We start from the raw sequence: 22,869 nt of genomic DNA, 5'->3' as shown, positions 1-22,869 counted from the left end.
CCCACGGCCGCTTTCGTCATACCTGCAGGGCGCCCACGTCCGGCTTCGCAGAACCGAACTTCAGTTCCAGTTCGCGGCGTGCCGCACGGTCGCCGAGGTGCTCGAGCAGCCGACGTCCGGGAACGCATCTCTTCAGCACCTGGGACTTGACGATGTTCGTCGCAATGACCGGGACGACCGCCCAGGGCGGAGTGACCGGCAGCCCCAGATCGTGGAGTCCCTGCTCCCCGAGGAAGAAGCGCAGCATGCTGAGCAACCGCAGTCGCTCGTAGGCACCCCGGAGCCGGGAGAAACGCCCGTAGTCGAGCGTGCGCTGGCCGTCGACGAGTGCACGGGACAGGTCGGCGCCCGCCGGCGTGACATCGTCCTGCACGAGCACCACGTGGTAGTTGAAGCGGTGCTGCTCGCGTTCGGAGTCGAACAGCCACTCCTCGTCCACGCCCATGAGCCAGCCGACGTACTTCCACAGGTGCATCACGGCGCGGGATTCGTCGCGGCTCACGGTGTAACCGAGTGCGCGGACGCCCAGGAGGAGGGTGCCGTTGAACAGTCCGAGGGTCGCGGCCTGGTCGGTCTGATTGATCGGCAGTCCCCAGTGCTCGATGTCCCATCGGCCGTTGTTCTCGAACCGATCGTTGACGAGTGCGTGCATGGCGCGCACGTGCACGGTGAGCTTGAAGCCGTCCCCGTTCCGGCGCATGCCACCGGGTTCACCGACGGCGGTGCCCCACTTCTGGGTCTCGCCGAGGCGGCGCATGGCGGTGGATCCGGTGAGTCCGCCGGTCTCCACGAGGAGGTCCGGAGGCCCGCCGAAGCGGTAGCCGCCGATGAGCGACAGCTGGAGCAGCACGTCGTTACGGGTGCGGCCCATGCGGCGAAAGGCCCGTGCGCCCTGCTCGAGCAGGTTCCAGTCCACCCAGTCGGGGACGGTGTCGACGACGGCGAAGAACTCGCGCAGCGCGGCGGGAGCGTCGGGTACGGACTCGATGCCGTGTTCCAGTGCCCGGTGGAACTGCTTCATGGTGACGCGTTGCGGGTCGTCCCGGTCGCGGCGCATACCGTGGACGAGCGCGGCCCCCACCTCGTCGCGTGCGAACATCCTGCGGCCGATGCGGTCGAGCAAGCGCTGATCCACCTCGTGGATCCGGGCGAACTTCTTCAGCGGTCTCCCGATGCGCTCGTTGCGGGGCCGATTGCCCTCGTACCGCGTGGGGTACGGGCACGTGCTCTCGTCCCGTAGCAACTCCTGTGTCACCATGAGGCGATGTTCACACGAGCTGTTACTCGCGTTCAATTCGCATTTCCGGTGCGGCGATGAGCCCGAGCGACCGGCGTCGGCGTCGCGCGCCGCAACAGGAACGCTCCCGCGCGATGGTCGAGCGGATCATCGCCGCGGGACGCACGGTTCTGCTGGACAACGGCTACGAGGGAGCTTCGACGAACCGCATCGCGCGCGTGGCGGGGATCAGTCCGGGCTCGCTGTACCAGTACTTCCCGGACAAGGACGCCATCGTCGCCGAGGTGGTGGACCGTTGGACGGATGCGATGCATGCTCGCATTTCGCGCGTTTTCGCGGACGCGCTGGAAGGCCCACCCACCCCTGTGTCGGTGCGCGACACGATGGGTGAGTTGCTCGATGCGCTCGCCGAGAATCCGCGCCTGCTGCGGGTGCTCATCGAGGAACTACCGCGCTCCCCCGACAGCCGGCTCGCCGCCTTCGAACGGCGGATCGACGACCTGCTCACCATGTGGCTGCGTTTCCATCTCCGCGGACGCGGCGACCGTCCGGTGGAGGCGATCGCGTGGATTCTCGTGCGCACGGTCGAGAACGTGGCCGTCTCCTACGTTCTCGACCGTCCCCCGATGGAACGGGACGTCGTGGCCGACGAACTCACTGCCATGGTCACGGCGTATCTGCAGGACATGTCACTGCCCTGAAAGGGGACATTCACTGCCCTGACGGGGCGGATCAGGTGTTCCTCGCTATCGTGGCGGGAACCCTGTGACCCTGACAGGGGGTTTCCGCCGGACCCTTCGGTTCGAAGGGTCCGTGCGGGACGGTGAGTGAGGAGGCGACGATGGCGCGTTGGAATCCACGGGTGGTATTGGACTGGTTGCGTGCGGGATATCCCGAGGGGATCCCGGCGAAGGATCACTTCGCGTTGCTCGCCGTGCTCAAGCGTCGTCTCACCGACGAGGAACTCCTCGAGGCGATCGAGACGGCAGCGGCGACCGCGTCCGAGCACCCGGAGCGGCAGGTCGACCACGACACCCTGCGGAAGATCGTGGCAGGGGTGATCCACGAGGAACCGGACCCGCAGGACGTCGAGCGCGTCCGTGAACAGCTGGTCGCTGCGGGCTGGCCCGTCGTGGGCGGTGAACTCTCCCGCGGCGACGAGCCGACCGAACCCGCCGAACCGGGAACGCAGGCCGGCGCGCGCTAGCGGCTCGCGGCGAGCGCAGCGAGGGCGGGCACGAGCTGGGCGAGTGCCCGTCCTCGATGCGACTGTGCGTCCTTCTCCTCCGCGGACAGTTCCGCCGCGGTGCGTTCCTCACCTTCGGGGAGGAAGACCGGGTCGTAGCCGAAGCCGTTCTCGCCGCGCGGCTCGCGCACGATGCTGCCGCGCCATTCGCCGCGCACGACGGTCGTGACGAATCCGTCGTCCGACGGCACCACGAGCGCGCAGGCCGATACGAATGCCGCGCCGCGCCGCTCGTCCGGCACGTCCTGCATTTGGCCGAGCAACAGTGCGGTGTTCGCCTCGTCGTCACCGTGGCGTCCGCTCCAGCGCGCCGAGAGCACGCCGGGCATGCCGCGCAGTGCGTCGACTTCGAGACCGGAGTCGTCGGCGACGCAGGGCATCCCCGTGGCGACGGCGCCGTCGCGGGCCTTGGCTCCGGCGTTCGCCTCGAAGGTCTCCCCCGTCTCGGGTGCCTCCGGGTAGGGCGGGACGGTGTCCAGACCTACGAGTTCGATGCCCTCGATCCCGGCGCGGTCGAGTACGCGCTGCAGTTCGCGCAGTTTCTTCGCGTTGCGACTTGCGACCAGCACCCGCATGTCAGACTCCGAACTTCTTCTTGACGACCCCCGCCTCGACCGGCTCGGGCAGGGTGCCCGGGTACGGCTCGGCGAGCACCTCGCGCTGGATCCGGCACAGTTCCTCGATGCCGGCGAGCGAGGAATCGAGCATCGCGTCGAGCGTGGAGCGAGGGAAGGTCGCGCCTTCGCCGGTGCCCTGGACCTCGACGAGGGTGCCCGTCTCGGTGGCGACGACGTTCATGTCGACCTCGGCGCGCACGTCCTCCTCGTAGGGCAGGTCGAGGCGGACGCGTCCGTCGACCACGCCGACGCTGACGGCGGCGATCTGACACGAGATGGGTTGCGGGTCGGCGAGGCTGCCCGCGGCACGCAGGTAGGTCACCGCGTCGCACAGCGCGACGTAGGCGCCGGTGATCGCCGCGGTGCGGGTGCCTCCGTCGGCCTGCAGCACGTCGCAGTCGATCGCGATGGTGTTCTCACCGAGCGCGGCGAGGTCGATGCACGCGCGCAGCGACCGGCCGACGAGCCGGCTGATCTCCTGGGTGCGGCCGCCGAGCTTGCCTTTGACCGATTCGCGTCCGCTGCGGGTGTGGGTGGCGGCGGGGAGCATTGCGTACTCGGCGGTGAGCCAGCCGAGACCGGAGCCGCGGCGCCACCGGGGGACGCCTTCCTCGACGCTGGCGGTGCACATCACGCGGGTCTGTCCGAATTCGACGAGCACCGAGCCCGCCGGGTGGTTGGTGAAACCCCGGGTGATGCGAATGTTCCGGAGTTCGTCGTCCGCTCTGCCGTCTTCTCGTGTCGTCACTCGTCCGAGCCTAGGCGATCCGGGGACGGGTCTTTCAGATGCGGTACACGTCTCCGGCGGTGACGGCGTGGACCGGTCCGGAGTACTCGGCCTTGGCCTCGGCGATGACGTCCTCGCGGGAGGTCCACGGCGGGATGTGGGTCAGGAGGAGTTCGCCGACACCGGCGAGGGCTGCGACGCGTCCGGCTTCGGTGCCCGAGAGGTGCACGCCCTCGGGGCGTTCCCCCGGCGCGTGGGTCCACGATGCCTCGGCGAGCAACACGTCGGCGCCGCGGGCGAGTTCGACGACCGAATCGCACATGCCGGTGTCGCCGGTGTAGACGAGGGTGCGGCCGGAGTCACTGGTGATGCGGAAGCCGTAGGCCTCCGGCGGGTGATGGACGCGACCGGGGCAGATGGTCAGGCTCCCGAACCGGATCTGCTCGCCGTCGCCGAGCATCCGGACGTCGAGGGTGTCGCTGACGTCGTCGACCTCGCCGGGGATCTCCGCGGACGCCACGCCGATGCGGTGGGCGGTGCCGGCGGGACCGTAGGTGAGGACGCGGCCCTGCGGCGGGGACGGCGAGTAGCGGCGCCAGACCAGCAGACCGGGCAGGTCGAGGCAGTGATCGGCGTGCAGATGGGACAGCAGGATCGACACTTCACCGGGGTCGGCGTGGCGCTGGAGCGCGCCGAGGACGCCGGGACCGAAGTCGATGACCAGGGGCGGGGTGTCCGGTGCCGTCAGCAGATAGCCGGAGGCTGCGGAATCCGGCCCGGCCACACTGCCCGAGCACCCCAGAACGGTCATGCGCATATCAGCCATGCTGCCATGCCGAAGGTCCCTCGATGAAGCCAACGCGCGTATTGCGGCGCAGACTCACAGTGGCCGGGAAGGTGTGACGCGCGGATCGTTCGGCCACTTCGCGCGGTCGATCGGTGGGTTGTCGGCGCGGGTGGTCAGCGCGGCACGACGGAGGTGGTGGTGCGGCGGGCGCGACGCGCGTCCGCGGACAGCGCCCACGCCGCGAGGACGCCGCCGACGGCGCCGAAGAAGTGCCCTTCCCAGGAGATCCACGGTTCGCTCGGCAGCACGCCCCACAGCATGCCGCCGTAGAGGAACAGCACCACGACTCCCAGCAGGATCTGCCCCGCCTGGCGGGTGAACACGCCGCGCACGATCAAATAGGTGAGCCACCCGAAGATCAGGCTCGACGCTCCGATGTGGGTCTCGCCCGAGCCCGCGATCAGCCACGTCCCCACTCCTGCGACGACCCAGATGATCGCGGTGGCGGCCAGGCCGCGCCCGATGCCGGAGAGCAGCACCAGGAAGCCGAGGACGAGCGCGGGCACGGTGTTGGCGGTGAGGTGGGCCCAGTCGGCGTGCAGGATCGGCGCGAACAGCACGCCCCACAGCCCGTCGGCGGTGCGGGGTTCGACACCGGCCGCGTCGAGATCGGCGGGGAGCACGGCATCGACGGTCTCGATGCCGTAGAGCATCGCGACGAACCCACCGATCCACAGGCCGGCACGTTGCCAGATCGGCCGGATGCGGGTGTCGGCGCCGGTACCGCTGGGAATGGTCATGGCACCATTCTGCCGTCACGTCCCGGTCAGCGGCCGAAGACCGAGGGCAGCACGTCGCGATAGGCGGGGATGTCGGCCACAGAGGTCGCGGACAGGATCGCGTCGACGATCGCGCGTTCGACCACCACTGCCGCGACCTCGCACACCGCGGCGAGGATCGGCAGTTCGGCGGCGAAGGCCGGGATCGACGGGGCGTCGCGGAGGGCGTCGGAGACGTCGGCGGTGCCGGTCGAGAGAGCAAAGATCGTGTCGCCGTCGAGCGGGGAGTGCGCGGGACGTATCGCGCGGCCGAGACCGTCGTGCCCGGTGACCGCTACGCGGCGGCACGCCGCCTTCGACAGCGGTGCGTCGGTGGCGACGACACCGATCGTGGTGTTGAGGACGGTGCCCTTGTTGCCGAGAGCGCGCGCCGCGGCCAGATCCGACGACGAGGGCGACGACAGTCCGAGTTCCTCGACCCGCACGGCGTCGACACCCCAGGGCAGGCCGGTCGCGGGGTCGAACACCGAGCCGACGGGGTTGGCGACCATCAGCGCCGCCACGGTCACCCCGGCCGCGGGACCGTCCGTGATCCGCACGCTCGCCGATCCGATGCCGCCCTTGAGCGCCCCGGCGCGTGCACCGGTGCCGGCGCCGACACTGCCGCGGTCGAAGTGCGTGGAACTGGCGGTGGCCGCGGCGGTGCAGCCGGAATCGGCGGTCGGGCGCGCGGACCACTGCCCCACCGGCAGATCGAAGATGACAGCGCCGGGGACGATCGGGACGACCGCGCCGGGCGCGCCCATCGGGATCCCCTTGCCGTTCTTCTCGAGATAACGCATCACGCCGTCGGCGGCGGCCAGTCCGTACGCGCTCCCTCCGGTGAGGAGCACCGCGTCGACGCGCTGCACGGTGTGACTCGGATCGAGCAGGTCGGTCTCCCGAGTTCCGGGTCCCCCGCCGCGCACGTCCACCGATGCGACGGCGGACGGGTCGGCGAGCACGACGGTGCATCCCGTGGCGGCGCCCGTACCGGGAACCTCGGGGGTGCCGACGGTGACCCCGGGGTCGAGGCGCTGCCAGTGACCGACACTCAGACCCGCCACGTCGAGCAGCGAATCGGTCGGCCCCGGCACGATCACGGCTGCAGTGCCTGGACGAGGGAGTCCTGCATCCACGTCAGCCAGTGGTAGACGTCGAGATGCGGGGCACGTGGATCGTCGTCGTCGAGGACGTCGGGGGTGTCGGCGTCGATGCCGAGGGTGGTGCCGAGCGCGAGCCGCACGTCGTTGAGTCCGTACAACCAGGCTTCGGCCTGTTCGGGATTGAGTACCACCTTGCCGCCGCCTTCGGGAACGGTGCGGAGGATGACCGCACCGGCGGCGAGCTTGGCGTCGATGATGCTCGGTTCGTGCAGACTCCGCATCGCACCGTTGAGGTCGGCGGCGTCGTCGTCGACATCGGCGACGGAATCGGAGTCGGGGCGGTGGAAATCGGGCAGGAGGCGTCGCAGCGCCGGGATCTCGGGCGGGGTGGCGTTACCGGTGCGCAGACCGGTCAGCGCCGCGAGGTCGTCCTGCGGGGCCTGTCCGGCGCGTTCCTCGAGCATGCCCAGCACGGAGGATACGAGCGACCGCAGCACCGACGCTTCGTGGGCGTCCATCTCCGACCGGAGCTTGGGGCCGCTGAGCGAGTTCTTCCTGGTCCACTGCCGCACGTCGGTCGGGCCCTCCTGTGGGGATCATTCGTCGCGTTGCATCGTCGCCCACAGTCCGGCGGCGTGCAGACGCTGCACGTCGTGTTCCATCTTGTCACGCGAACCACTCGACACGACGGCCTTGCCCTCGTTGTGGACCTTGAGCATGAGCTCGGTGGCCTTGGCCTTGCTGTACCCGAACAGCTTCTGGAAGATGAACGTCACGTAGTGCATGAGGTTGACGGGGTCGTCCCAGACCACGGTCACCCATGGCCTGTCGACCGCTTCGATCTCCTCGACGATTTCGGCCTCGGCCGGAACGGCCTGGCCCGCCATGACCGGAACGGCCTGGCCGGCCGTCGAGCGGACGTCGAGCGGAGTGGTCGTACTACACGGCGCCATGTTCCCAGGGTACGACGTCGGGGCACCGCGAAAAACCCGCCTCGGAGGCCGTGGCTCTACAGTGATCGGGTGCCCGAAGCCATTCTCCGTGCCGGTCGCTCCGGCACCGCACTGTTCACGGACAAGTACGAGTTGACCATGCTCGAGGCTGCCCTGGCGGACGGTACGGGCGACCGCCCGTGCGTCTTCGAGGTCTTCGCCCGGCGTCTTCCCCCGGGCCGGCGGTACGGCGTCGTCGCAGGCACCGCACGGTTGGTCGAGGCACTCGAATCGTTCCGGTTCGACGAGGACGAACTCGAACTCGCAGCCGGTTTCCTGGCACCACGCACCGTCGAGTGGCTGCGCGATTTCCGGTTCTCCGGCGACATCGACGGTTACCGCGAGGGCGACTTCTACTTCCCGGGTTCGCCGATCCTGTCGGTGAGCGGCACCTTCGCGGAGTGCGTGCTGCTCGAGACGCTGACCCTGTCGATCTTCAACCACGACAGTGCGATCGCCTCGGCCGCGGCGCGCATGGTGAGTGTCGCCGACGGCCGCGCCCTCATCGAGATGGGTTCACGGCGCACCCACGAGGAAGCTGCGGTCGCCGCGGCGCGTTCCGCCTATCTCGCGGGCTTCGACTCGACGTCCAATCTGCAGGCCGCGCAGCGGTACGGCATCCCCGCCGCGGGTACCGCCGCGCACGCGTTCACCCTGCTGCACACCACGACGGAGGGCCGCGACGAGGCGTCCGCCTTCCGCAGCCAGGTCGAGAGCCTCGGCGTGGGCACGACTCTGCTGGTGGACACCTACGACATCACCGAGGGCGTGAACACGGCGATCGCGGTGGCCGGCCCCGAACTCGGTGGCGTGCGGATCGATTCGGGCGATCTCGGTGTGCTCGCCCGTCAGGTCCGCGAGCAGCTCGACGGACTCGGCGCGACCCGCACGAAGATCATGATGTCCGGTGATCTCGACGAATACGGGATCGCGGGTCTGCGCGCCGAGCCGGTCGACGGCTACGGTGTCGGCACGTCGCTGGTCACCGGGTCGGGAGCTCCGACCGCGGGCATGGTCTTCAAGCTCGTGGAGGTCGACGGCATCGCGGTCGAGAAGCGCAGTGCGGCGAAGGAGTCCCGAGGGGGTGCGAAGCGGGCCGTCCGGTACGCGCGGCGGACGGGCACGCTCGTCGAGGAGGTCGTGTATCCGGCCCGCGCCGAGCAGGTCCCGCCGGGCGAGGGTTCGCAGGTCCACGAACTGATGATCCCGTTGGTCCGCGGCGGCGAGGCGGTCGGCGATCTGCCTACTCTGGAGGAGAGCCGGGAGTTCCTCCGGCAGGGCATGGTGCGTCTGCCCTGGGAGGGCCTGACGCTCTCGGCCGGGGATCCCGCCATCCCCACCCGCTTCGTCCGTGAGGAGTGAGTGCCGTGCGCGCATTGCTGGTGGTCGACGTCCAGAACGACTTCTGCGAGGGCGGTGCGCTCGCTGTGGAGGGCGGCTCGCGGGTGGCGTCCGACATCACCCTGTTCCTGCAGGCGCGTGGTGACGACTACGCGCACATCGTCGCGACCCGCGACCATCACGTCGATCCCGGGGACCATTTCTCTCCCGAACCCGATTTCGTCGACTCGTGGCCGCCGCACTGCCGGGCCGGGACGCCGGGTGCGGACTTCCATCCGGAGCTGAGCACGGACCGGTTCGAGGCCGTCTTCTCGAAGGGGGCCGACGACGCGGCCTATTCGGGCTTCGAGGGAATCGACGACGAGGGCACGCCGCTGGTGTCGTGGTTGCGCGACCGCGGCGTGACGGATGTCGACATCGTCGGGATCGCCACCGACCACTGCGTGCGGGCCACCGCGCTCGATGCGGTCGAGGAGGGTTTCGGCGCTCGGGTGCTGCTGCCCTACACCGCGGGGGTGTCGGAGACGACGATCCGCCCCGCCCTCGAGCGGATGCGTGAGGCCGGTGTCGAGCTGGTCACCGACCTTCCCGGCGACACCGATATCACCGAAGTCACAGGTAGTGGGGTCGCAGACCGAAGGTGACGGTGGGGACCGATACCCTGTGCCGGTGCCGGATCTCCCCGAAGTCCCAGAATTGCTGCGAACCGCGGTGCACGCGCTGGGTGGTAAGGAGCGGCGCAACCAGCTGACGATGGCCTCCGCCGTCGCGCACAGCATCGACACCGGCGAACACCTCGCCGTGCAAGCCGGCACGGGTACCGGCAAGTCTTTGGCCTATCTCGTGCCGAGCATCCGGTACGCGGTGAAGACGGGCCGCACCGTGGTGGTCTCCACCGCGACCATCGCGTTGCAGCGGCAGCTCGTCGAGCGCGACCTGCCGCGACTCGCCGACGCCCTCACCGTTTCGCTCGGTCGACGCCCGCGCTTCGCGATCCTCAAGGGCCGCGGAAACTACCTGTGCCTGAACAAGATTCATACCGGACTCGCCGAGGAGACGCCCGACGCCGAACTGTTCGACGCCTTCGCCCTCTCGCGCATCGGCCGCGAGGTGCGGCGGGTGACGGAGTGGTCGTCCACCACCGAGACCGGCGACCGCGACGACCTGTCGCCCGGTGTCTCCGATCAGGCGTGGCGTCAGCTCTCCGTCACCGCGCGCGAGTGCCTCGGCAAGTCGCGGTGCCCGGTGGGGGAAGATTGCTTCGCCGAGATCGCGCGCGCCGAGGCCGCGCAGGTCGACGTGGTCGTCACCAACCACGCACTGCTCGCGATCGATGCGATCACCGGCATCTCGATCCTGCCCGAGCACGATGTCGTGGTCGTCGACGAGGCGCACGAACTCGTCGATCGGATCACGAACGTCGCCACGGCCGAGTTGTCGCCGGGCACGGTGTCGGCGGCCGCGCGGCGCTGCGTCAAGCTCGTCGAGGACGAGGAGATCGACCGGCTCGACGGTGCCGCCGAGAACTGGGAGTCGTTCCTCGAAGAACTGCCGGCGGGTCGCTGGGACGAACTGCCCGAGGGCGCCGCGGCCGCGTTGGCCTCGATCCGCGACGCCGCCTGGGCCGTGCACACGGCTATCGGACCGGCCAAGCCCGGCACCGATCCCGAGGTCGCCGCGGCCCGCAGTCAGGCGCTGGCGGAGATCGACGAGGTGCACGACTGTGCGGTCCGGGTGCTCACGACCTTCGAGCAGCGCGATCCGTCGCAGCGCCCCGACGTCGTGTGGCTCGCCGCCGACGAGTTCCGCGGCAACGTGCGCCGCACCGTGCGGGTCGCGCCGCTGTCGGTCGGCGGATTGTTGCGCAGCCGGTTGTTCGGTGAATCCACGGTCGTCCTCACCTCCGCGACCCTCACGGTCGGCGGGTCGTTCGACGGCCTCGCGGTCAACTGGGGTCTGCCACCGCAGTCACCCGCCCGCAGCGACACCACCTCCGCTTCGGGTGCCGAACCGCCTTCCGACAAGGGCGATCTCGCGTGGAACGGGATCGATGTCGGGTCACCCTTCGATCATGCGAAGGCGGGCATCCTCTACATCGCGAAGCATCTGACGCCACCCGGTCGCGACGGTCTGCCGCCCTCGCACCTCGACGAGATCGCCGAACTCGTCACCGCCGCCGAGGGGCGCACGCTCGGGTTGTTCTCCTCGATGCGCGCCGCGAAGGCCGCCACCGAGGCGCTGCGCGAGCGTCTCGACACGCCGATCCTGTGCCAGGGTGACGACGCGACCGGCGCGCTGGTCGAGAAGTTCGCGGCCGACGAGGCGACGAGCCTGTTCGGCACCCTGTCGCTGTGGCAGGGCGTCGACGTTCCGGGCCCGTCGCTGTCGCTGGTGATCATCGACCGGATTCCGTTCCCCCGCCCCGATGATCCGCTGCTGGTCGCCCGGCAGCGCGCTGTGGAGGCACGCGGCGGCAACGGGTTCATGGCGGTCGCCGCCAACCACGCCGCCCTGCTGTTGGCGCAGGGTGTCGGGCGTCTGCTGCGCAGCACCGACGACCGGGGTGTGGTGGCGGTGCTCGACTCGCGTCTGGCGACCGCGCGGTACGGCGGTTATCTACGCGCGTCGCTGCCGCCGTTCTGGGAGACGGCCGATCCGGCGGTGGTCCGCCGGGCACTCACGCGTCTGCGCGGCTGAGTACCCGGCGGGTCCGGTCTCCTACGGGAGCGCGACCATCCCGAGTTCCGCGGGTGAGGCGAGCAGGCCGTGCTTGGGCAGCACGCGCACCGTGTAACCGACGGCGCCGGCGAGCGGCAGCGGCACCGTCGCGGTGAACTCCTCCCCCAACGGGTCGGTGCCGATGTGTTCCATCGGCACGGTGACGGGGTCGCCGATCGTGTCGTCGGAGCTCACCCGCCCGACCACGGCCTGCACCTCGACGTCCTCCGGGGTCAGGTCGCCGAGCTGGACGTGCGCGGTCAGCCCCAGCGGCAGGCCGATCTGCGGCACGTCCGGAATCGGCGTCGAATCGACCTGCGCGACACGCACTCCCGGCCACGCCGCCTCGATGCGGTGCCGGTAATCGGCCAGCGCCCGTGCACCCGCGTAGTCGTCGGCGGTCACCTTCGCGGCCGCGGCGGCAGCGGGGATGTAGTAGTCGACGGCGTAGTCGCGCACCATGCGCGAGGCGAGCACCTTCGGGCCGAGATTCTCGAGCGTGTGGCGCACCATCTCGATCCAGCGGGCCGGCACACCGTCGGGGTCGCGGTCGTAGAAGCGCGGCAGCACCGAGCGTTCGAGCAACTCGTACAGCGCGGCGGCCTCGAGGTCGTCGCGGCGGATGTCGTCGACGCCGTCGGCGGTGGGGATGGCCCAGCCGTTCTCGCCGTCGAACATCTCGTCCCACCATCCGTCGCGGATGGACAGGTTGAGACCGCCGTTGAGGGCCGACTTCATACCCGACGTGCCGCACGCCTCGAGCGGGCGCAGCGGGTTGTTCAGCCACACATCGCAACCCCAGTACAGATAGCGGGCCATCGACATGTCGTAGTTGGGCAGGAAGACGATGCGGTGCCGTACGTCGTACTCGTCGGCGAACCGCACGACCTGCTGGATGAGTGCTTTACCCCCGTCGTCGGCGGGGTGGCTCTTACCGGCGACGACGAGCTGCACGGGTCGTTCGTCGTCGAGCAGCAGCGCGCGCAGCCGCTCGGGATCGCGCAGCATCAGGGTGAGGCGCTTGTAGGTGGGCACGCGCCGCGCGAACCCGACGGTGAGCACGTTCGGATCGAAGACCGACTCGATCCAGCCCAGTTCGGCCTCGGTGGCGCCGCGTTCGAGCCACGACTCGCGCAGCCGGCGACGCACCTCGGCGACGAGCTGGGCGCGCAGCGTGTTGCGGGTCGACCACAGCTCCTTGCGGTCGATGGTCTGGAGCAGTTCCCAGCCGCGGGCCTCCTCGACCCGGTCGGGTCCGGCGAGGCGGTTGGCGAGCGCGATCCATTCGCGCGCGGCCCAGGTGGGGGCGTGCACACCGTTGGTGACCGAGCCGATCGGCACCTCGGCGGCGTCGAATCCGGGCCACAGTCCTTCGAACATGCCGCGGCTGACCTCGCCGTGCAACTTCGACACGCCGTTGCAGCGCTGGCCGAGGCGCAGACCGAGATGGGCCATGTTGAACACGTTCGGGTTGCTCTCGCGTCCGAGCGCGAGGATGCGGTCGACGGTGAGGCCGGGCAGCAGTGCCGACTCGTTCTCGCCGTTGGTGCCCGAGAAGTAGTGACGCACGAGATCGATCGGGAAGCGGTCGATGCCCGCGGGCACGGGGGTGTGGGTGGTGAAGACCGTGCCGGCCCGCACGGCGGCGAGCGCCTCGTCGAAGTCGAGGCCGGCGCCGGTGACGAGTTCGCGGATGCGTTCGGCGCCGAGGAAGCCGGCGTGTCCCTCGTTCATGTGGAAGACGTCGGGGTCGGGCAGGCCGTGGATGCGCGTGTAGGCGCGCACGGCGCGGACACCGCCGACGCCGGCGAGGATCTCCTGCTTGATCCGGTGGTCCTGGTCGCCGCCGTAGAGGCGGTCGGTGACCCCGCACAGCTCCTCGTCGTTGGACGGGATGTCGGAGTCGAGCAGCAGCAGCGGGACGCGCCCGACCTGGGCGATCCAGATCCGCGCATCGAGTGTGCGTCCGCCCGGCACGGCGACCTGCACGAGCGCTGCGGTGCCGTCGGCCTCGGTGAGCAGTCGCAGCGGCAGGCCCTGCGGGTCGTAGGAGGGGTAGTGCTCCATCTGCCAGCCGTCGGCGCTGAGCGACTGCCGGAAGTAGCCGGAGCGGTAGAGCAGGCCGACACCGATGAGCGGCAGGCCGAGATCGGAGGCGGCCTTCAGGTGGTCGCCGGCGAGGATGCCGAGACCGCCGGAGTAGTTCGGCAGAACCTCGGTGACACCGAACTCCATGGAGAAGTAGGCGATGCCGGCGGGCAGTGTCGTGCCGCGCTCCTGTTGTTCCTGGAACCAGCGGGGTCGGGTGAGGTAGTGCTCGAGGTCGGCGGCGGCGGCGTCGAGCCGGGCGAGGAAGTCGCCGTCCTCGGCGAGCGCGTCGAGTCGGGCGGGCGGCACCTCGCCGAGCAGCCGGACGGGGTCGTTGCTGCACCGGCGCCACAGGTCCGGGTCGACCGATTCGAACAGGTCCTGGGTCTGCGGGTGCCACGACCATCTGAGGTTGGCCGTCAGGGCTCCCAGCGCAGCCAGCCGCTCGGGAAGGTGGGCTCGTACGGTGAACCGGCGCAGTGCTTTCACGGGGTGAACACTACCGACCGCGGACGCTTCGTGACGGCCGGGCGGCCGATCTCACGTGCCCGCATCCACGCCGGTCGCGGACGGGATCGCCCGGCACACGGAGAGGCCCCGCGGCGTGCACACCGCGGGGCCTTCTCTCCTGTGGCCGACCCCCCGTCGGCCGGTGGACTCAGAGTCCGCCGAGGAGCAGGTGCAGCAGGTCTCCGACGACTCCGATCAGACCGGCAACCAGACCCATGTGTTCTTCCCTTCGTCGTGCCTCCGAGGAGGCTGTTGTTGTCTTGCAGAACAAACAGTAGGGAGCAGGGTGTTGCCGTCCGATCAATTGAAGTGAACGCTGAGTTACAGATAATTTCGGTGCTGCAGAGGGGATCCTTCGCGGGTCCCGCCGCATGCACAGCCCCGCGGCGCGACCTCCATTACGGTGGTTCGAGACACGGTCGTTGCCCCCATCGGCCCTGCTCGTCCACTCGGACCCGCACGGAACGGAGCTAGCGTGACAGGTCGGCTCGCCATCGACGACGTACAACCCTCCATCGACGGAGGGCGTTATCCGACGAAGGCGGTCGTCGGGGAGGTGGTGCCGGTCTCCGCCGTCGTGTGGCGCGAGGGCCACGACGCGATCGCCGCGACACTCGCCGTCCGAGGACCGGCCGACGACCCCGAATCCGCCGGCAGGCTGGTGCGGATCCCGATGGTTCCGGGCACCGAACCCGACACCTTCCACGCCACCTTCTCCCCCACGAGCGTCGGGACGTGGACCTACCGGGTCGAGGCATGGAGCGACCCGGTGGCGACCTGGCGGCACGCGGTCACCGCGAAGACGGACGCCGGGCAGGACGCCACCGAACTCGCGAACGATCTCGAGGTCGGCGCACGGATCTTCGAGAAGGCCGCCAAGGGCGCACCGCGCGGCAACCGCCCCGCTCTGCTCGCGGTCGCTGCGTCCCTGCGGTCCGATCGATCGCTGGCCGAGCGTATCGCCCCGGCCTTCTCCCCCGACGTCACCGAGATCCTCCGCGCCCATCCCCTCCGCGAGCTGGTCACCCGCGGAAAGGCGTTCACGGCGTTCGTCGATCGTCGCCGCGCACTGTTCGGCTCCTGGTACGAGTTCTTCCCCCGGTCCACCGGAGGTTGGCACGAGGACGGAACCCCGCGGCACGGCACCTTCGCCACGGCCGCCGCCGATCTCCCACGCATCGCGGCGATGGGATTCGACGTCGTCTACCTCCCCCCGATCCATCCGATCGGCAAGGTCAACCGCAAGGGACCGAACAACACTCTCGTCGCCGGCCCGAACGACGTCGGGTCGCCCTGGGCGATCGGCTCCGACGAGGGCGGTCACGACGCCATCCACCCCGAACTCGGCACCGAGCAGGACTTCCGCGATTTCGTCGCCCGAGCGAAGGAACTCGAGCTCGAGGTCGCACTCGATCTCGCCCTGCAGTGCGCCCCCGACCACCCATGGGCCCGGGAGCATCCGGAATGGTTCACCGTGCTGCCCGACGGCACGATCGCGTACGCCGAGAACCCGCCGAAGAAGTACCAGGACATCTATCCGATCAACTTCGACGACGACCCCGAGGGCATCTACGCCGAGGTCCTGCGTGTGGTCCGGCACTGGATCCGGTTGGGCGTCGACATCTTCCGCGTCGACAATCCGCACACCAAGCCCCCGAACTTCTGGGAACAGCTCATCGCCGAGATCAAGCGCACCGATCCCGACGTGCTGTTCCTGTCGGAGGCCTTCACCCGCCCCGCCCGCATGTACGGGCTCGCACGACGCGGATTCACGCAGTCGTACACGTATTTCACGTGGCGGGTCGCGAAATGGGAGCTCACCGAATTCGGTACCGAGATCGCTGCGAAGGCCGACGAGGCCAGGCCGAACCTGTTCGTCAACACCCCCGATATCCTGCACGAGACGCTGCAGCACGGCGGGCCGGGCATGTTCGCGCTGCGCGCGGCGCTCGCCGCCACCCTGGCTCCCTCGTGGGGTGTGTACTCGGGGTACGAACTGTTCGAGCACCTCGCGGTGCGACCGGGCAGCGAGGAGTACCTCGACTCGGAGAAGTACCAGTTGCGGCCACGCCGATACGACGAGGCACGCCGGCGCGGCGAGTCGCTCGAACCGTGGCTGACCACCCTCAACCGCATCCGGCGCGCCCACCCGGCATTGCAGCAACTGCGCAACATCACCTTCCACCACGTCGACAACGACGCGCTGATCGCCTACTCGAAGTTCGATCCGTCCACCGGGGACTGCGTGCTCACGGTGATCAACCTCAACCCCTACGGGGCCGAGCAGGGCACGGTCTGGCTCGACATGCCGGCGATCGGACACGACTGGCACGACCACTTCCCCGTTTACGACGAGGTGAGTGGGGAACAGTACTCGTGGGGACAGGCCAACTACGTGCGCCTCGAGCCGTGGCGGGCGGTGGCGCACATCCTGGTCCTGCCCCCGATCGGCATTCCCACCCGCACAACGCTCGCCTACAGGAGGCAGTCGTGACCGTGCCGCCCCAGACGCCGGGCGCCGATGTTCCGCGCCGGCGCCACAGCCCGCGACCGGAGGACCTCGACCTGCTCGCCGCCGGTGAGCACCACGATCCGCACGCGGTGCTCGGGGCCCATCCGCATCCGGAGGGGACGGTCATCCGGGCGCTGCGCCCCGGGGCAGAGAAGGTCGCCGCGCGGATCGGTGGTCGCGACCATCCGCTCGAACCCGTGGGCGAGGACGTCTTCAGCGCCCTGATCCCGGTCTTCGATCTCGCCGACTACCGGCTCGTGGTGACCTACCCGTTCGATCACGTCGAGGTCGTCGCGGACGGCTACCGCTTCATGCCGACGCTGGGCGAACTCGACCGTCACCTGCTGAGCGAGGGCCGGCACGAACGGCTGTGGGAGGTGCTCGGGGCCCACCCGCGGACCTACGAGACCCCGGACGGCCCGGTGACGGGCACGTCCTTCGCCGTGTGGGCACCGGGCGCACGCGGGGTCACCGTCACCGGCGACTTCGACGGCTGGGGTGGGCGCACCACCCCGATGCGGGTGCTCGGCTCGAGCGGTGTCTGGGAGGTCTTCGTTCCCGGTGTCGAACCGGGCGCGCTGTACAAGTACCGGGTGCACGGCCGCGACGGATCCGTCCGCGACAAAGCCGATCCGATGGCGTTCGCCACCGAGGTGCCCCCCGCGACCGCGTCGAAGGTCACCGAGAGTCGTTACACCTGGAACGACGACGACTGGGTCGCGACCCGCGAGAAGGCGCAGCCCTGGCAGGAACCGATGGCGGTCTACGAGGTGCACCTCGGTTCGTGGCGCCCGGGCCTGAACTACGTCGAACTCGCCGATCAGCTGGCCGAGTACATCCTCGAGACCGGATTCACGCACGTCGAACTGCTGCCGGTCGCCGAGCATCCCTTCGGCGGGTCGTGGGGCTACCAGGTCACCTCCTACTACGCTCCCACCTCCCGGTTCGGCACTCCCGACGAGTTCCGCGCGTTCGTCGACCGTCTCCACGCCGCCGGGATCGGCGTGATCATGGACTGGGTGCCCGCCCACTTCCCGAAGGACGAGTGGGCGCTCGCGCGCTTCGACGGCAGCCCCCAGTACGAACATCCCGATCCGCGTCGCGGTGAGCAGCTGGACTGGGGCACTTATGTTTTCGACTACGGCCGACCCGAGGTACGGAACTTCCTCGTCGCCAACGCCCTGTACTGGATCGAGGAGTTCCACATCGACGGTCTGCGCGTCGACGCCGTGGCCTCGATGCTGTATCTCGACTACTCGCGCCCCGAGGGCGGCTGGACGCCGAACATCTACGGCGGGCGCGAGAACCTCGAGGCCGTCGCGTTCCTGCAGGAACTCAACGCCACCGTCCACAAGCATTATCCGGGGATCGTGACCGTCGCGGAGGAATCGACCTCCTGGCCGGGCGTGACCCGCTCGACGAACGTCGGCGGGCTCGGGTTCAGCATGAAGTGGAACATGGGCTGGATGCACGACACCCTCGGCTATCTCGGCCGCGATCCTGTGCACCGCACCTATCACCACCACGAGATCACCTTCTCGCTCGTGTACGCGTGGAGCGAGAACTTCGTGCTTCCCATCAGCCACGACGAGGTGGTCCACGGCAAGGGCACGCTGTGGACGCGGCTGCCGGGCGACGATGCCACACGCGCCGCGGGTCTGCGGTCGATGCTCGCCTACATGTGGGCGCATCCCGGCAAGCAGTTGCTGTTCATGGGCCAGGAGTTCGGGCAGGTCGCCGAGTGGTCCGAGGAACGCGGGCTCGACTGGTGGCAGCTCGACGAGCCGCTCCACGCCGGTATCCACCGGCTGGTGTGCGATCTCAACGGCATCTACCGCTCGCATCCGGCGCTCTACACGCTCGACACCACGCCCGGCGGATACTCGTGGATCGACGCCAACGACGCGCACAACAACGTCCTGTCGTTCCTGCGCTACGGCAGCGACGGCTCGGTGCTCGCGTGCCTGCACAACTTTTCGGGCACGACCTACGGCGACTATCGTGTCGGATTGCCCGAACCGGGCACGTGGGAGGAAGTCCTCAACACGGACGCGACCGCCTACCAGGGCAACGGAGCGGGCAACTTCGGCGCCGTGGAGGCGGACGAACATTCGTGGCACGGGCGTCCCGCCTCGGCTCGGGTGACCTTGCCTGCGCACGGCGCCATCTGGCTGTCGTTGCGGAGGTGACGCTGCCCGACGACAGGAGCACAACGACATGCGACGGACGCACCGGTTCGCGCGACTGGTGGTGCCCGCACTGACCGTCGTCCTGCTGGCGGGATGCGCCCAGCGGATCGAAGGAACGGCGGTGTCGATCTACGACAACCCCTTCACCGTGGCGGGGCTGCCCGTCACCTCCGGGGCGTCGGGTCCGCGCAGCGGGGTGCCCGATGCGGACATCGAGATCGAGAACACCGACGGCGGTCCCGTCGACGTCCTGGCCGGCAACGCGATCGCCGACATCGAGGAGTACTGGCGTCAGGAGTTCGCGTCGGTCGCCCGGGGCACCTTCCGCCCGGTCGAGACGATCGTGTCGTGGGATCCGTCCGAGCGACGGGGACCGCGTTTCTGCGGTAAACCCACCTACGACTTCATCAACGCGGCCTACTGCAGCGGCGGCGACGAGATCGGGTGGGACCGCACCTACCTCATGCCGCAGCTCATCGACAGCTTCGGGCCGATGGCCGCGGTGACGGTCCTCGCCCACGAGTACGGGCACGCCGTCCAGCATTCGGCGGGGCTGGTCGCCGAGGACGATCCCGGCATCGTGTTCGAGCAGCAGGCCGACTGTTTCGCCGGGGCATTCATGCGGCACGTCGCGGAGGGCCGGTCGACGCACTTCCAGCTCGACACTTCCGACGGGTTGAACAACGTGCTCGCGTCGATGGTGCTCTTCCGCGACGCCGATCCGAACGACCCCGACTCGATCCACGGCTCGGCCTTCGAACGGGTGACGGCCGTGCAGATCGGATTCACCGACGGGGCCGGCTCGTGTGCGCGCATCGACGCCGCCGAGATCGAGTCGCGTCGCGCCGACCTGCCGCAGTACTACAACTCCGCCGACGACGGCGAACTGCCGGTCACCGACGAGTCGGTCGAGGCGATCTTCGAGTCGTTCCACCAGGTCTTCGACCTCGACGCCCTGCCGCAACTCGATCTGTCGGGCGCCGACCTCGGATGCTCGGATGCCCGGGCCACCTCACCGGTGTCGTACTGCCCCGCGACGAACACCGTGGGCGTCGACATGGAGGCACTGAGCGAGCGCGGTACGGCCGCCCCGCCGGGAAGCGGCTTCGATCCCGGTGTCCGCGGCGACTACAACGCCTACGTGCTCGTCGCCTCCCGCTATGCCCTCGCGGTGCAGAAGGAGGCCGGCCAGTCGCTCACCGAGCCGCGCACAGCGCTGCGGGCGGCCTGCTTGTCGGGCGTGATCAGTGCCGCGCTGAGCCCGGACAGCACCCTTGCCTCGAACGTCGACCCGAGCCAGGTGCTCGTGTGGCTGTCCCCCGGCGACCTCGACGAAGCGGTCTCGGGCCTGCTCACCGACGGACTGGCCGCGAGCGACGTCAACGGCAACACGGTGCCGAGCGGATTCGCCCGGGTGGACGCCTTCCGCACCGGCGTCCTCGGCGGCGAGGCGGCCTGCAGCGGGCGGTACCGCTGAGACGGCACCGGCCGCCCACCACGAGTGGTGAGCGGCCGGTCGGGCGGATCGGTACGGATCAGTAGAGGGCCATCGCGAGCTTGCGGCGCGACGACACCACGACCGGATCCGCCGCATCGAACAGTTCGAACAGTTCGAGGAGCCGGGTACGTGCCGCGGTGCGTTCGTCCCCGGCGCTGCGACGCACGAACTCGATGAGACGACCGAAGGCCGCCTCCGGCTGCTGCGCGAACAGTTCGGCGTCGGCCGCCGTGAACTGGGCTTCGAGGTCGTTCGGAGCGGCATCGGCGCGCTCGACCGCATCCTCGGGAACCGTGCTCGCACGGGCCAGGAAACGCACCTGCCGCAGCGCGGCCTGCGCCTCGGTGTTGTTCGGCTCGGAGTTCAGGACGAGCTGATAGGCCGCCTCGGCGCCCTCGAAGTCGCCGTTCTCGAGTGCCTGCTCGGCGGCCTCGAAACGCGGGTCGGCGGGCTGTTCCTCCGGCTCGGCGCCGGGCGGGCCCGACAGCTTGCCTGCAACGGCGTTCTGGATGGCGTCGAGCCACTGACGCAGTGCGGGCTCGGGCTGCACGCCCTGGAAGTCGGCGAGCGGCTGGCCGGCCGCGATCGCGACGACCGTGGGCACCGATTGGACACCGAAGGCCTGCGCGATCCGCGGGTTCGCGTCGACGTCGACCTTCGCGAGGACCCACGCACCGTTGCCTTCGTTCGCGAGCTTCTCGAGGACGGGTGAGAGCTGCTTGCAGGGCTCGCACCAGGTCGCCCACAGGTCGACGATCACGGGCACCTGCATCGATCGCTGCAGCACCTCGGTCTCGAACGTCGCTTCGGTGACGTCCACGATCGGGGCGATGGCACCGGGTGCGGCACCGTCGCCACCGGACGGAGGCGGAGGTGGCGGCGCGGAGGCCCTCTCCTTGAGCGGTGAGAGATCCACCGCGCCGGACATCGCCGCGGCGACGGCGGCAGAACGTGCTGGACGGGAACCGGGTCGAGTCACGTCCACCAGTTTGTCACGAGTGGTCCGAATCGTGCTGCGCGGACCGGGGGACGTCGCCGTGAGGTCAGACGGTCGTGGTGGCGTCCTCGCGGGTGGCGGGAGCGGACAGCTCTCCGAGGCGGCCGGTGCGCACGGCCCAGCGCTCGAAGACGATCGTGCCGAACGGGGGCACGCTCGAGACGAGGGCGAGGAAGGTCGTCTTGAGATCCCACTTCAGCGACAGCGCCGTGAGGAGCGCGATGAGCACGAACGGGATGAAGCCGGCCACGCCGTGCACCATGCCCGGGATCGCGATGGCCTCTTCGTAGCCGAGCACCCACTTGAAGAACATGGCGATCAGGAGGGCGAGCCAGGTCACCGCTTCCCAGATCGCGATCAGCCGGAACCGTTTCGCGGGCGTGGACACGTCGAGGATGTTGGTCATGCGGCCATTGTGCCGAAATGCCTACGACAAGCCGTAGTTCAGTGAGAGACATCACGGCCCCGGCATGCTTGCGCCGGGGCCGTGAGCGTGCTGCGGAGAAAAGGGTCAGTTCTTGGGGACCCGCACGATGAGCGCGTCGCCCTGGCCGCCCCCACCGCACAGGGCGGCAGCGCCCACGCCGCCGCCGCGGCGCTTGAGCTCGAGCGCCAGGTGCAGCACGATGCGCGCACCCGACATGCCGAGCGGATGGCCGAGCGCGATCGCACCGCCGTTGACGTTCACCTTCGCGGGATCGATGCCCAGCTCGCGGGCAGAGACGATGCCGACGGCGGCGAACGCCTCGTTGATCTCGACGAGGTCGAGCTCGGTCGGGTCGAGGCCCTCACGCTCGCAGGCCCGGGCGATCGCCCGTGCCGGCTGCGACTGCAGGGCCGAGTCCGGTCCCGCGACGACACCGTGGCGGCCGATCTCGGCGATCCAGCTCAGGCCGAGCTCGGTGGCCTTGGCCTTGCTCATCACGACGACCGCGGCGGCACCGTCGGAGATCTGCGAGGCCGAACCGGCGGTGACGGTGCCGTCCTTCGCAAACGCCGCACGCAGCGATCCGAGCGACTCGGCGGTGGTCTCCGGGCGGATGCCCTCGTCGGCGGCGAAGACGATCGGGTCGCCCTTGCGCTGCTTGATCGACACCGGCACGACCTCGTCGTCGAACAGGCCGTCCTTCCAGGCGCGGGCAGCCCGCTGGTGCGAGGCGGCGGCGAAGGCGTCCTGCTCGGCGCGGGAGACGAAGCGCTCGCCCGAGTTGGCCGACTCGGTGAGGTTGCCCATCGCCTGGTCGGTGAAGATGTCGTGCAGACCGTCGTAGGCCATGTGGTCGCGCAGGGTCACATCGCCGTACTTGAAGCCGGCGCGGGACTTTTCGAGCATGTGCGGGGCCTGGCTCATCGACTCCTGGCCGCCGGCGACGACGACGTCGAACTCGCCGGCGCGGATCAGCTGGTCGGCCATCGCGATCGCGTTGATGCCCGACAGACACACCTTGTTGATCGTCAGTGCCGGCACGTCCATCGGGATGCCGGC

General features: G+C 69.5%; 20 protein-coding genes. 8 read left to right on the top strand and 12 right to left on the bottom strand.

The window, feature by feature from the left end; genetic code table 11:
- Positions 1 to 16: 16 nt before the first annotated feature.
- Positions 17 to 1,258 carry an oxygenase MpaB family protein gene (locus ACNJ7K_RS20380; RefSeq protein WP_487042106.1) on the bottom strand — a complete coding sequence of 414 codons (1,242 nt, stop codon included), beginning with the start codon at positions 1,256 to 1,258 and terminating at the stop codon, positions 17 to 19.
- A 56-nt stretch (positions 1,259 to 1,314) separates the two neighbouring features.
- Here ACNJ7K_RS20380 and ACNJ7K_RS20375 point away from each other — a divergent pair, with 56 nt between their 5' ends.
- Together ACNJ7K_RS20375 and ACNJ7K_RS20370 are read left to right on the top strand one after the other, a co-directional pair.
- The gene (locus ACNJ7K_RS20375) at positions 1,315 to 1,938 is read left to right on the top strand and encodes a TetR/AcrR family transcriptional regulator (protein ID WP_230787769.1); all 624 of its coding nucleotides are present in this window, start codon (positions 1,315 to 1,317) and stop codon (positions 1,936 to 1,938) included.
- A 140-nt stretch (positions 1,939 to 2,078) separates the two neighbouring features.
- Complete coding sequence (locus ACNJ7K_RS20370; RefSeq protein WP_120282136.1) at positions 2,079 to 2,444, top strand: DUF3349 domain-containing protein; 366 nt, start codon at positions 2,079 to 2,081, stop codon at positions 2,442 to 2,444.
- On the opposite strand, the gene rdgB is transcribed toward ACNJ7K_RS20370, so the two are convergent.
- The 7 genes from rdgB to clpS all read right to left on the bottom strand — a co-directional run bounded on the left by rdgB (position 2,441) and on the right by clpS (position 7,491).
- Complete coding sequence (rdgB, locus tag ACNJ7K_RS20365) at positions 2,441 to 3,058, bottom strand: RdgB/HAM1 family non-canonical purine NTP pyrophosphatase (protein ID WP_487042105.1); 618 nt, start codon at positions 3,056 to 3,058, stop codon at positions 2,441 to 2,443. The genes ACNJ7K_RS20370 and rdgB overlap by 4 nt on opposite strands.
- A gap of 1 nt (position 3,059) precedes the next feature.
- A complete protein-coding gene (rph, locus tag ACNJ7K_RS20360; RefSeq protein ID WP_159418679.1) occupies positions 3,060 to 3,848 on the bottom strand; it encodes a ribonuclease PH in 789 nt (262 codons plus the stop codon).
- Between the two features lie 34 nt (positions 3,849 to 3,882).
- The gene (locus ACNJ7K_RS20355; RefSeq protein ID WP_088897424.1) at positions 3,883 to 4,644 is read right to left on the bottom strand and encodes a cyclic nucleotide-degrading phosphodiesterase; all 762 of its coding nucleotides are present in this window, start codon (positions 4,642 to 4,644) and stop codon (positions 3,883 to 3,885) included.
- A 143-nt stretch (positions 4,645 to 4,787) separates the two neighbouring features.
- Positions 4,788 to 5,414: a rhomboid family intramembrane serine protease gene (locus ACNJ7K_RS20350; RefSeq protein WP_487042104.1), complete on the bottom strand. Its 627-nt coding sequence runs from the start codon at positions 5,412 to 5,414 to the stop codon at positions 4,788 to 4,790.
- Between the two features lie 26 nt (positions 5,415 to 5,440).
- Positions 5,441 to 6,535, bottom strand: coding sequence for a P1 family peptidase (locus ACNJ7K_RS20345; protein ID WP_487042103.1), 1,095 nt, complete (start codon positions 6,533 to 6,535; stop codon positions 5,441 to 5,443).
- Positions 6,532 to 7,110 carry an oxidative stress transcriptional regulator AosR gene (gene aosR / locus ACNJ7K_RS20340; RefSeq protein WP_487042102.1) on the bottom strand — a complete coding sequence of 193 codons (579 nt, stop codon included), beginning with the start codon at positions 7,108 to 7,110 and terminating at the stop codon, positions 6,532 to 6,534. Before aosR ends, ACNJ7K_RS20345 begins: the two co-directional genes overlap by 4 nt.
- Positions 7,111 to 7,134: 24 nt before the next feature.
- A complete protein-coding gene (gene clpS, locus ACNJ7K_RS20335) occupies positions 7,135 to 7,491 on the bottom strand; it encodes an ATP-dependent Clp protease adapter ClpS (RefSeq protein ID WP_159418683.1) in 357 nt (118 codons plus the stop codon).
- A gap of 69 nt (positions 7,492 to 7,560) precedes the next feature.
- Between clpS and ACNJ7K_RS20330 the strand changes: the two genes are divergently transcribed.
- The 3 genes from ACNJ7K_RS20330 to ACNJ7K_RS20320 are packed head-to-tail and all read left to right on the top strand — an operon-like array spanning position 7,561 to position 11,568.
- Entirely contained in the window at positions 7,561 to 8,892 is a 1,332-nt protein-coding gene (locus ACNJ7K_RS20330) for a nicotinate phosphoribosyltransferase (RefSeq protein ID WP_487042101.1), read from the top strand.
- Positions 8,893 to 8,897: 5 nt separating this feature from the next.
- A complete protein-coding gene (locus tag ACNJ7K_RS20325; RefSeq protein ID WP_487042100.1) occupies positions 8,898 to 9,515 on the top strand; it encodes a nicotinamidase in 618 nt (205 codons plus the stop codon).
- A gap of 25 nt (positions 9,516 to 9,540) precedes the next feature.
- Positions 9,541 to 11,568: an ATP-dependent DNA helicase gene (locus ACNJ7K_RS20320; protein ID WP_455409297.1), complete on the top strand. Its 2,028-nt coding sequence runs from the start codon at positions 9,541 to 9,543 to the stop codon at positions 11,566 to 11,568.
- A 21-nt stretch (positions 11,569 to 11,589) separates the two neighbouring features.
- Here the strand turns inward: ACNJ7K_RS20320 and glgP are convergent, their stop codons facing one another.
- A complete protein-coding gene (gene glgP / locus ACNJ7K_RS20315; RefSeq protein ID WP_487042099.1) occupies positions 11,590 to 14,166 on the bottom strand; it encodes an alpha-glucan family phosphorylase in 2,577 nt (858 codons plus the stop codon).
- A gap of 496 nt (positions 14,167 to 14,662) precedes the next feature.
- Between glgP and ACNJ7K_RS20310 the strand changes: the two genes are divergently transcribed.
- From ACNJ7K_RS20310 to ACNJ7K_RS20300, 3 genes are read left to right on the top strand one after another with little or no spacing between them, the layout of a single operon-like run.
- Positions 14,663 to 16,681 (top strand): maltotransferase domain-containing protein, encoded by a 2,019-nt coding sequence (locus tag ACNJ7K_RS20310; RefSeq protein ID WP_487042098.1) that lies wholly within the window; start codon positions 14,663 to 14,665, stop codon positions 16,679 to 16,681.
- Complete coding sequence (gene glgB, locus ACNJ7K_RS20305) at positions 16,678 to 18,888, top strand: 1,4-alpha-glucan branching protein GlgB (protein ID WP_120282126.1); 2,211 nt, start codon at positions 16,678 to 16,680, stop codon at positions 18,886 to 18,888. Before ACNJ7K_RS20310 ends, glgB begins: the two co-directional genes overlap by 4 nt.
- A 28-nt stretch (positions 18,889 to 18,916) precedes the next feature.
- Positions 18,917 to 20,365 carry a neutral zinc metallopeptidase gene (locus tag ACNJ7K_RS20300; RefSeq protein WP_120282125.1) on the top strand — a complete coding sequence of 483 codons (1,449 nt, stop codon included), beginning with the start codon at positions 18,917 to 18,919 and terminating at the stop codon, positions 20,363 to 20,365.
- Positions 20,366 to 20,423: 58 nt separating this feature from the next.
- Here the strand turns inward: ACNJ7K_RS20300 and ACNJ7K_RS20295 are convergent, their stop codons facing one another.
- From ACNJ7K_RS20295 to ACNJ7K_RS20285, 3 genes are all read right to left on the bottom strand, one after another.
- Positions 20,424 to 21,314, bottom strand: coding sequence for a tetratricopeptide repeat protein (locus ACNJ7K_RS20295; protein ID WP_487042281.1), 891 nt, complete (start codon positions 21,312 to 21,314; stop codon positions 20,424 to 20,426).
- Positions 21,315 to 21,429: 115 nt separating this feature from the next.
- The gene (locus tag ACNJ7K_RS20290; protein ID WP_120282124.1) at positions 21,430 to 21,789 is read right to left on the bottom strand and encodes a DUF3817 domain-containing protein; all 360 of its coding nucleotides are present in this window, start codon (positions 21,787 to 21,789) and stop codon (positions 21,430 to 21,432) included.
- 105 nt (positions 21,790 to 21,894) lie between these two features.
- Positions 21,895 to 22,869 (bottom strand): acetyl-CoA C-acyltransferase (locus ACNJ7K_RS20285; RefSeq protein WP_487042097.1); only part of this gene is annotated, 975 nt, incomplete at its 5' end.

Origin of the sequence: Rhodococcus shunpengi (assembly GCF_048381395.1) — a bacterium.
Taxonomy (GTDB): Bacteria; Actinomycetota; Actinomycetes; order Mycobacteriales; family Mycobacteriaceae; genus Rhodococcus.
This window is presented reverse-complemented; position numbering and strand designations above follow the sequence as displayed.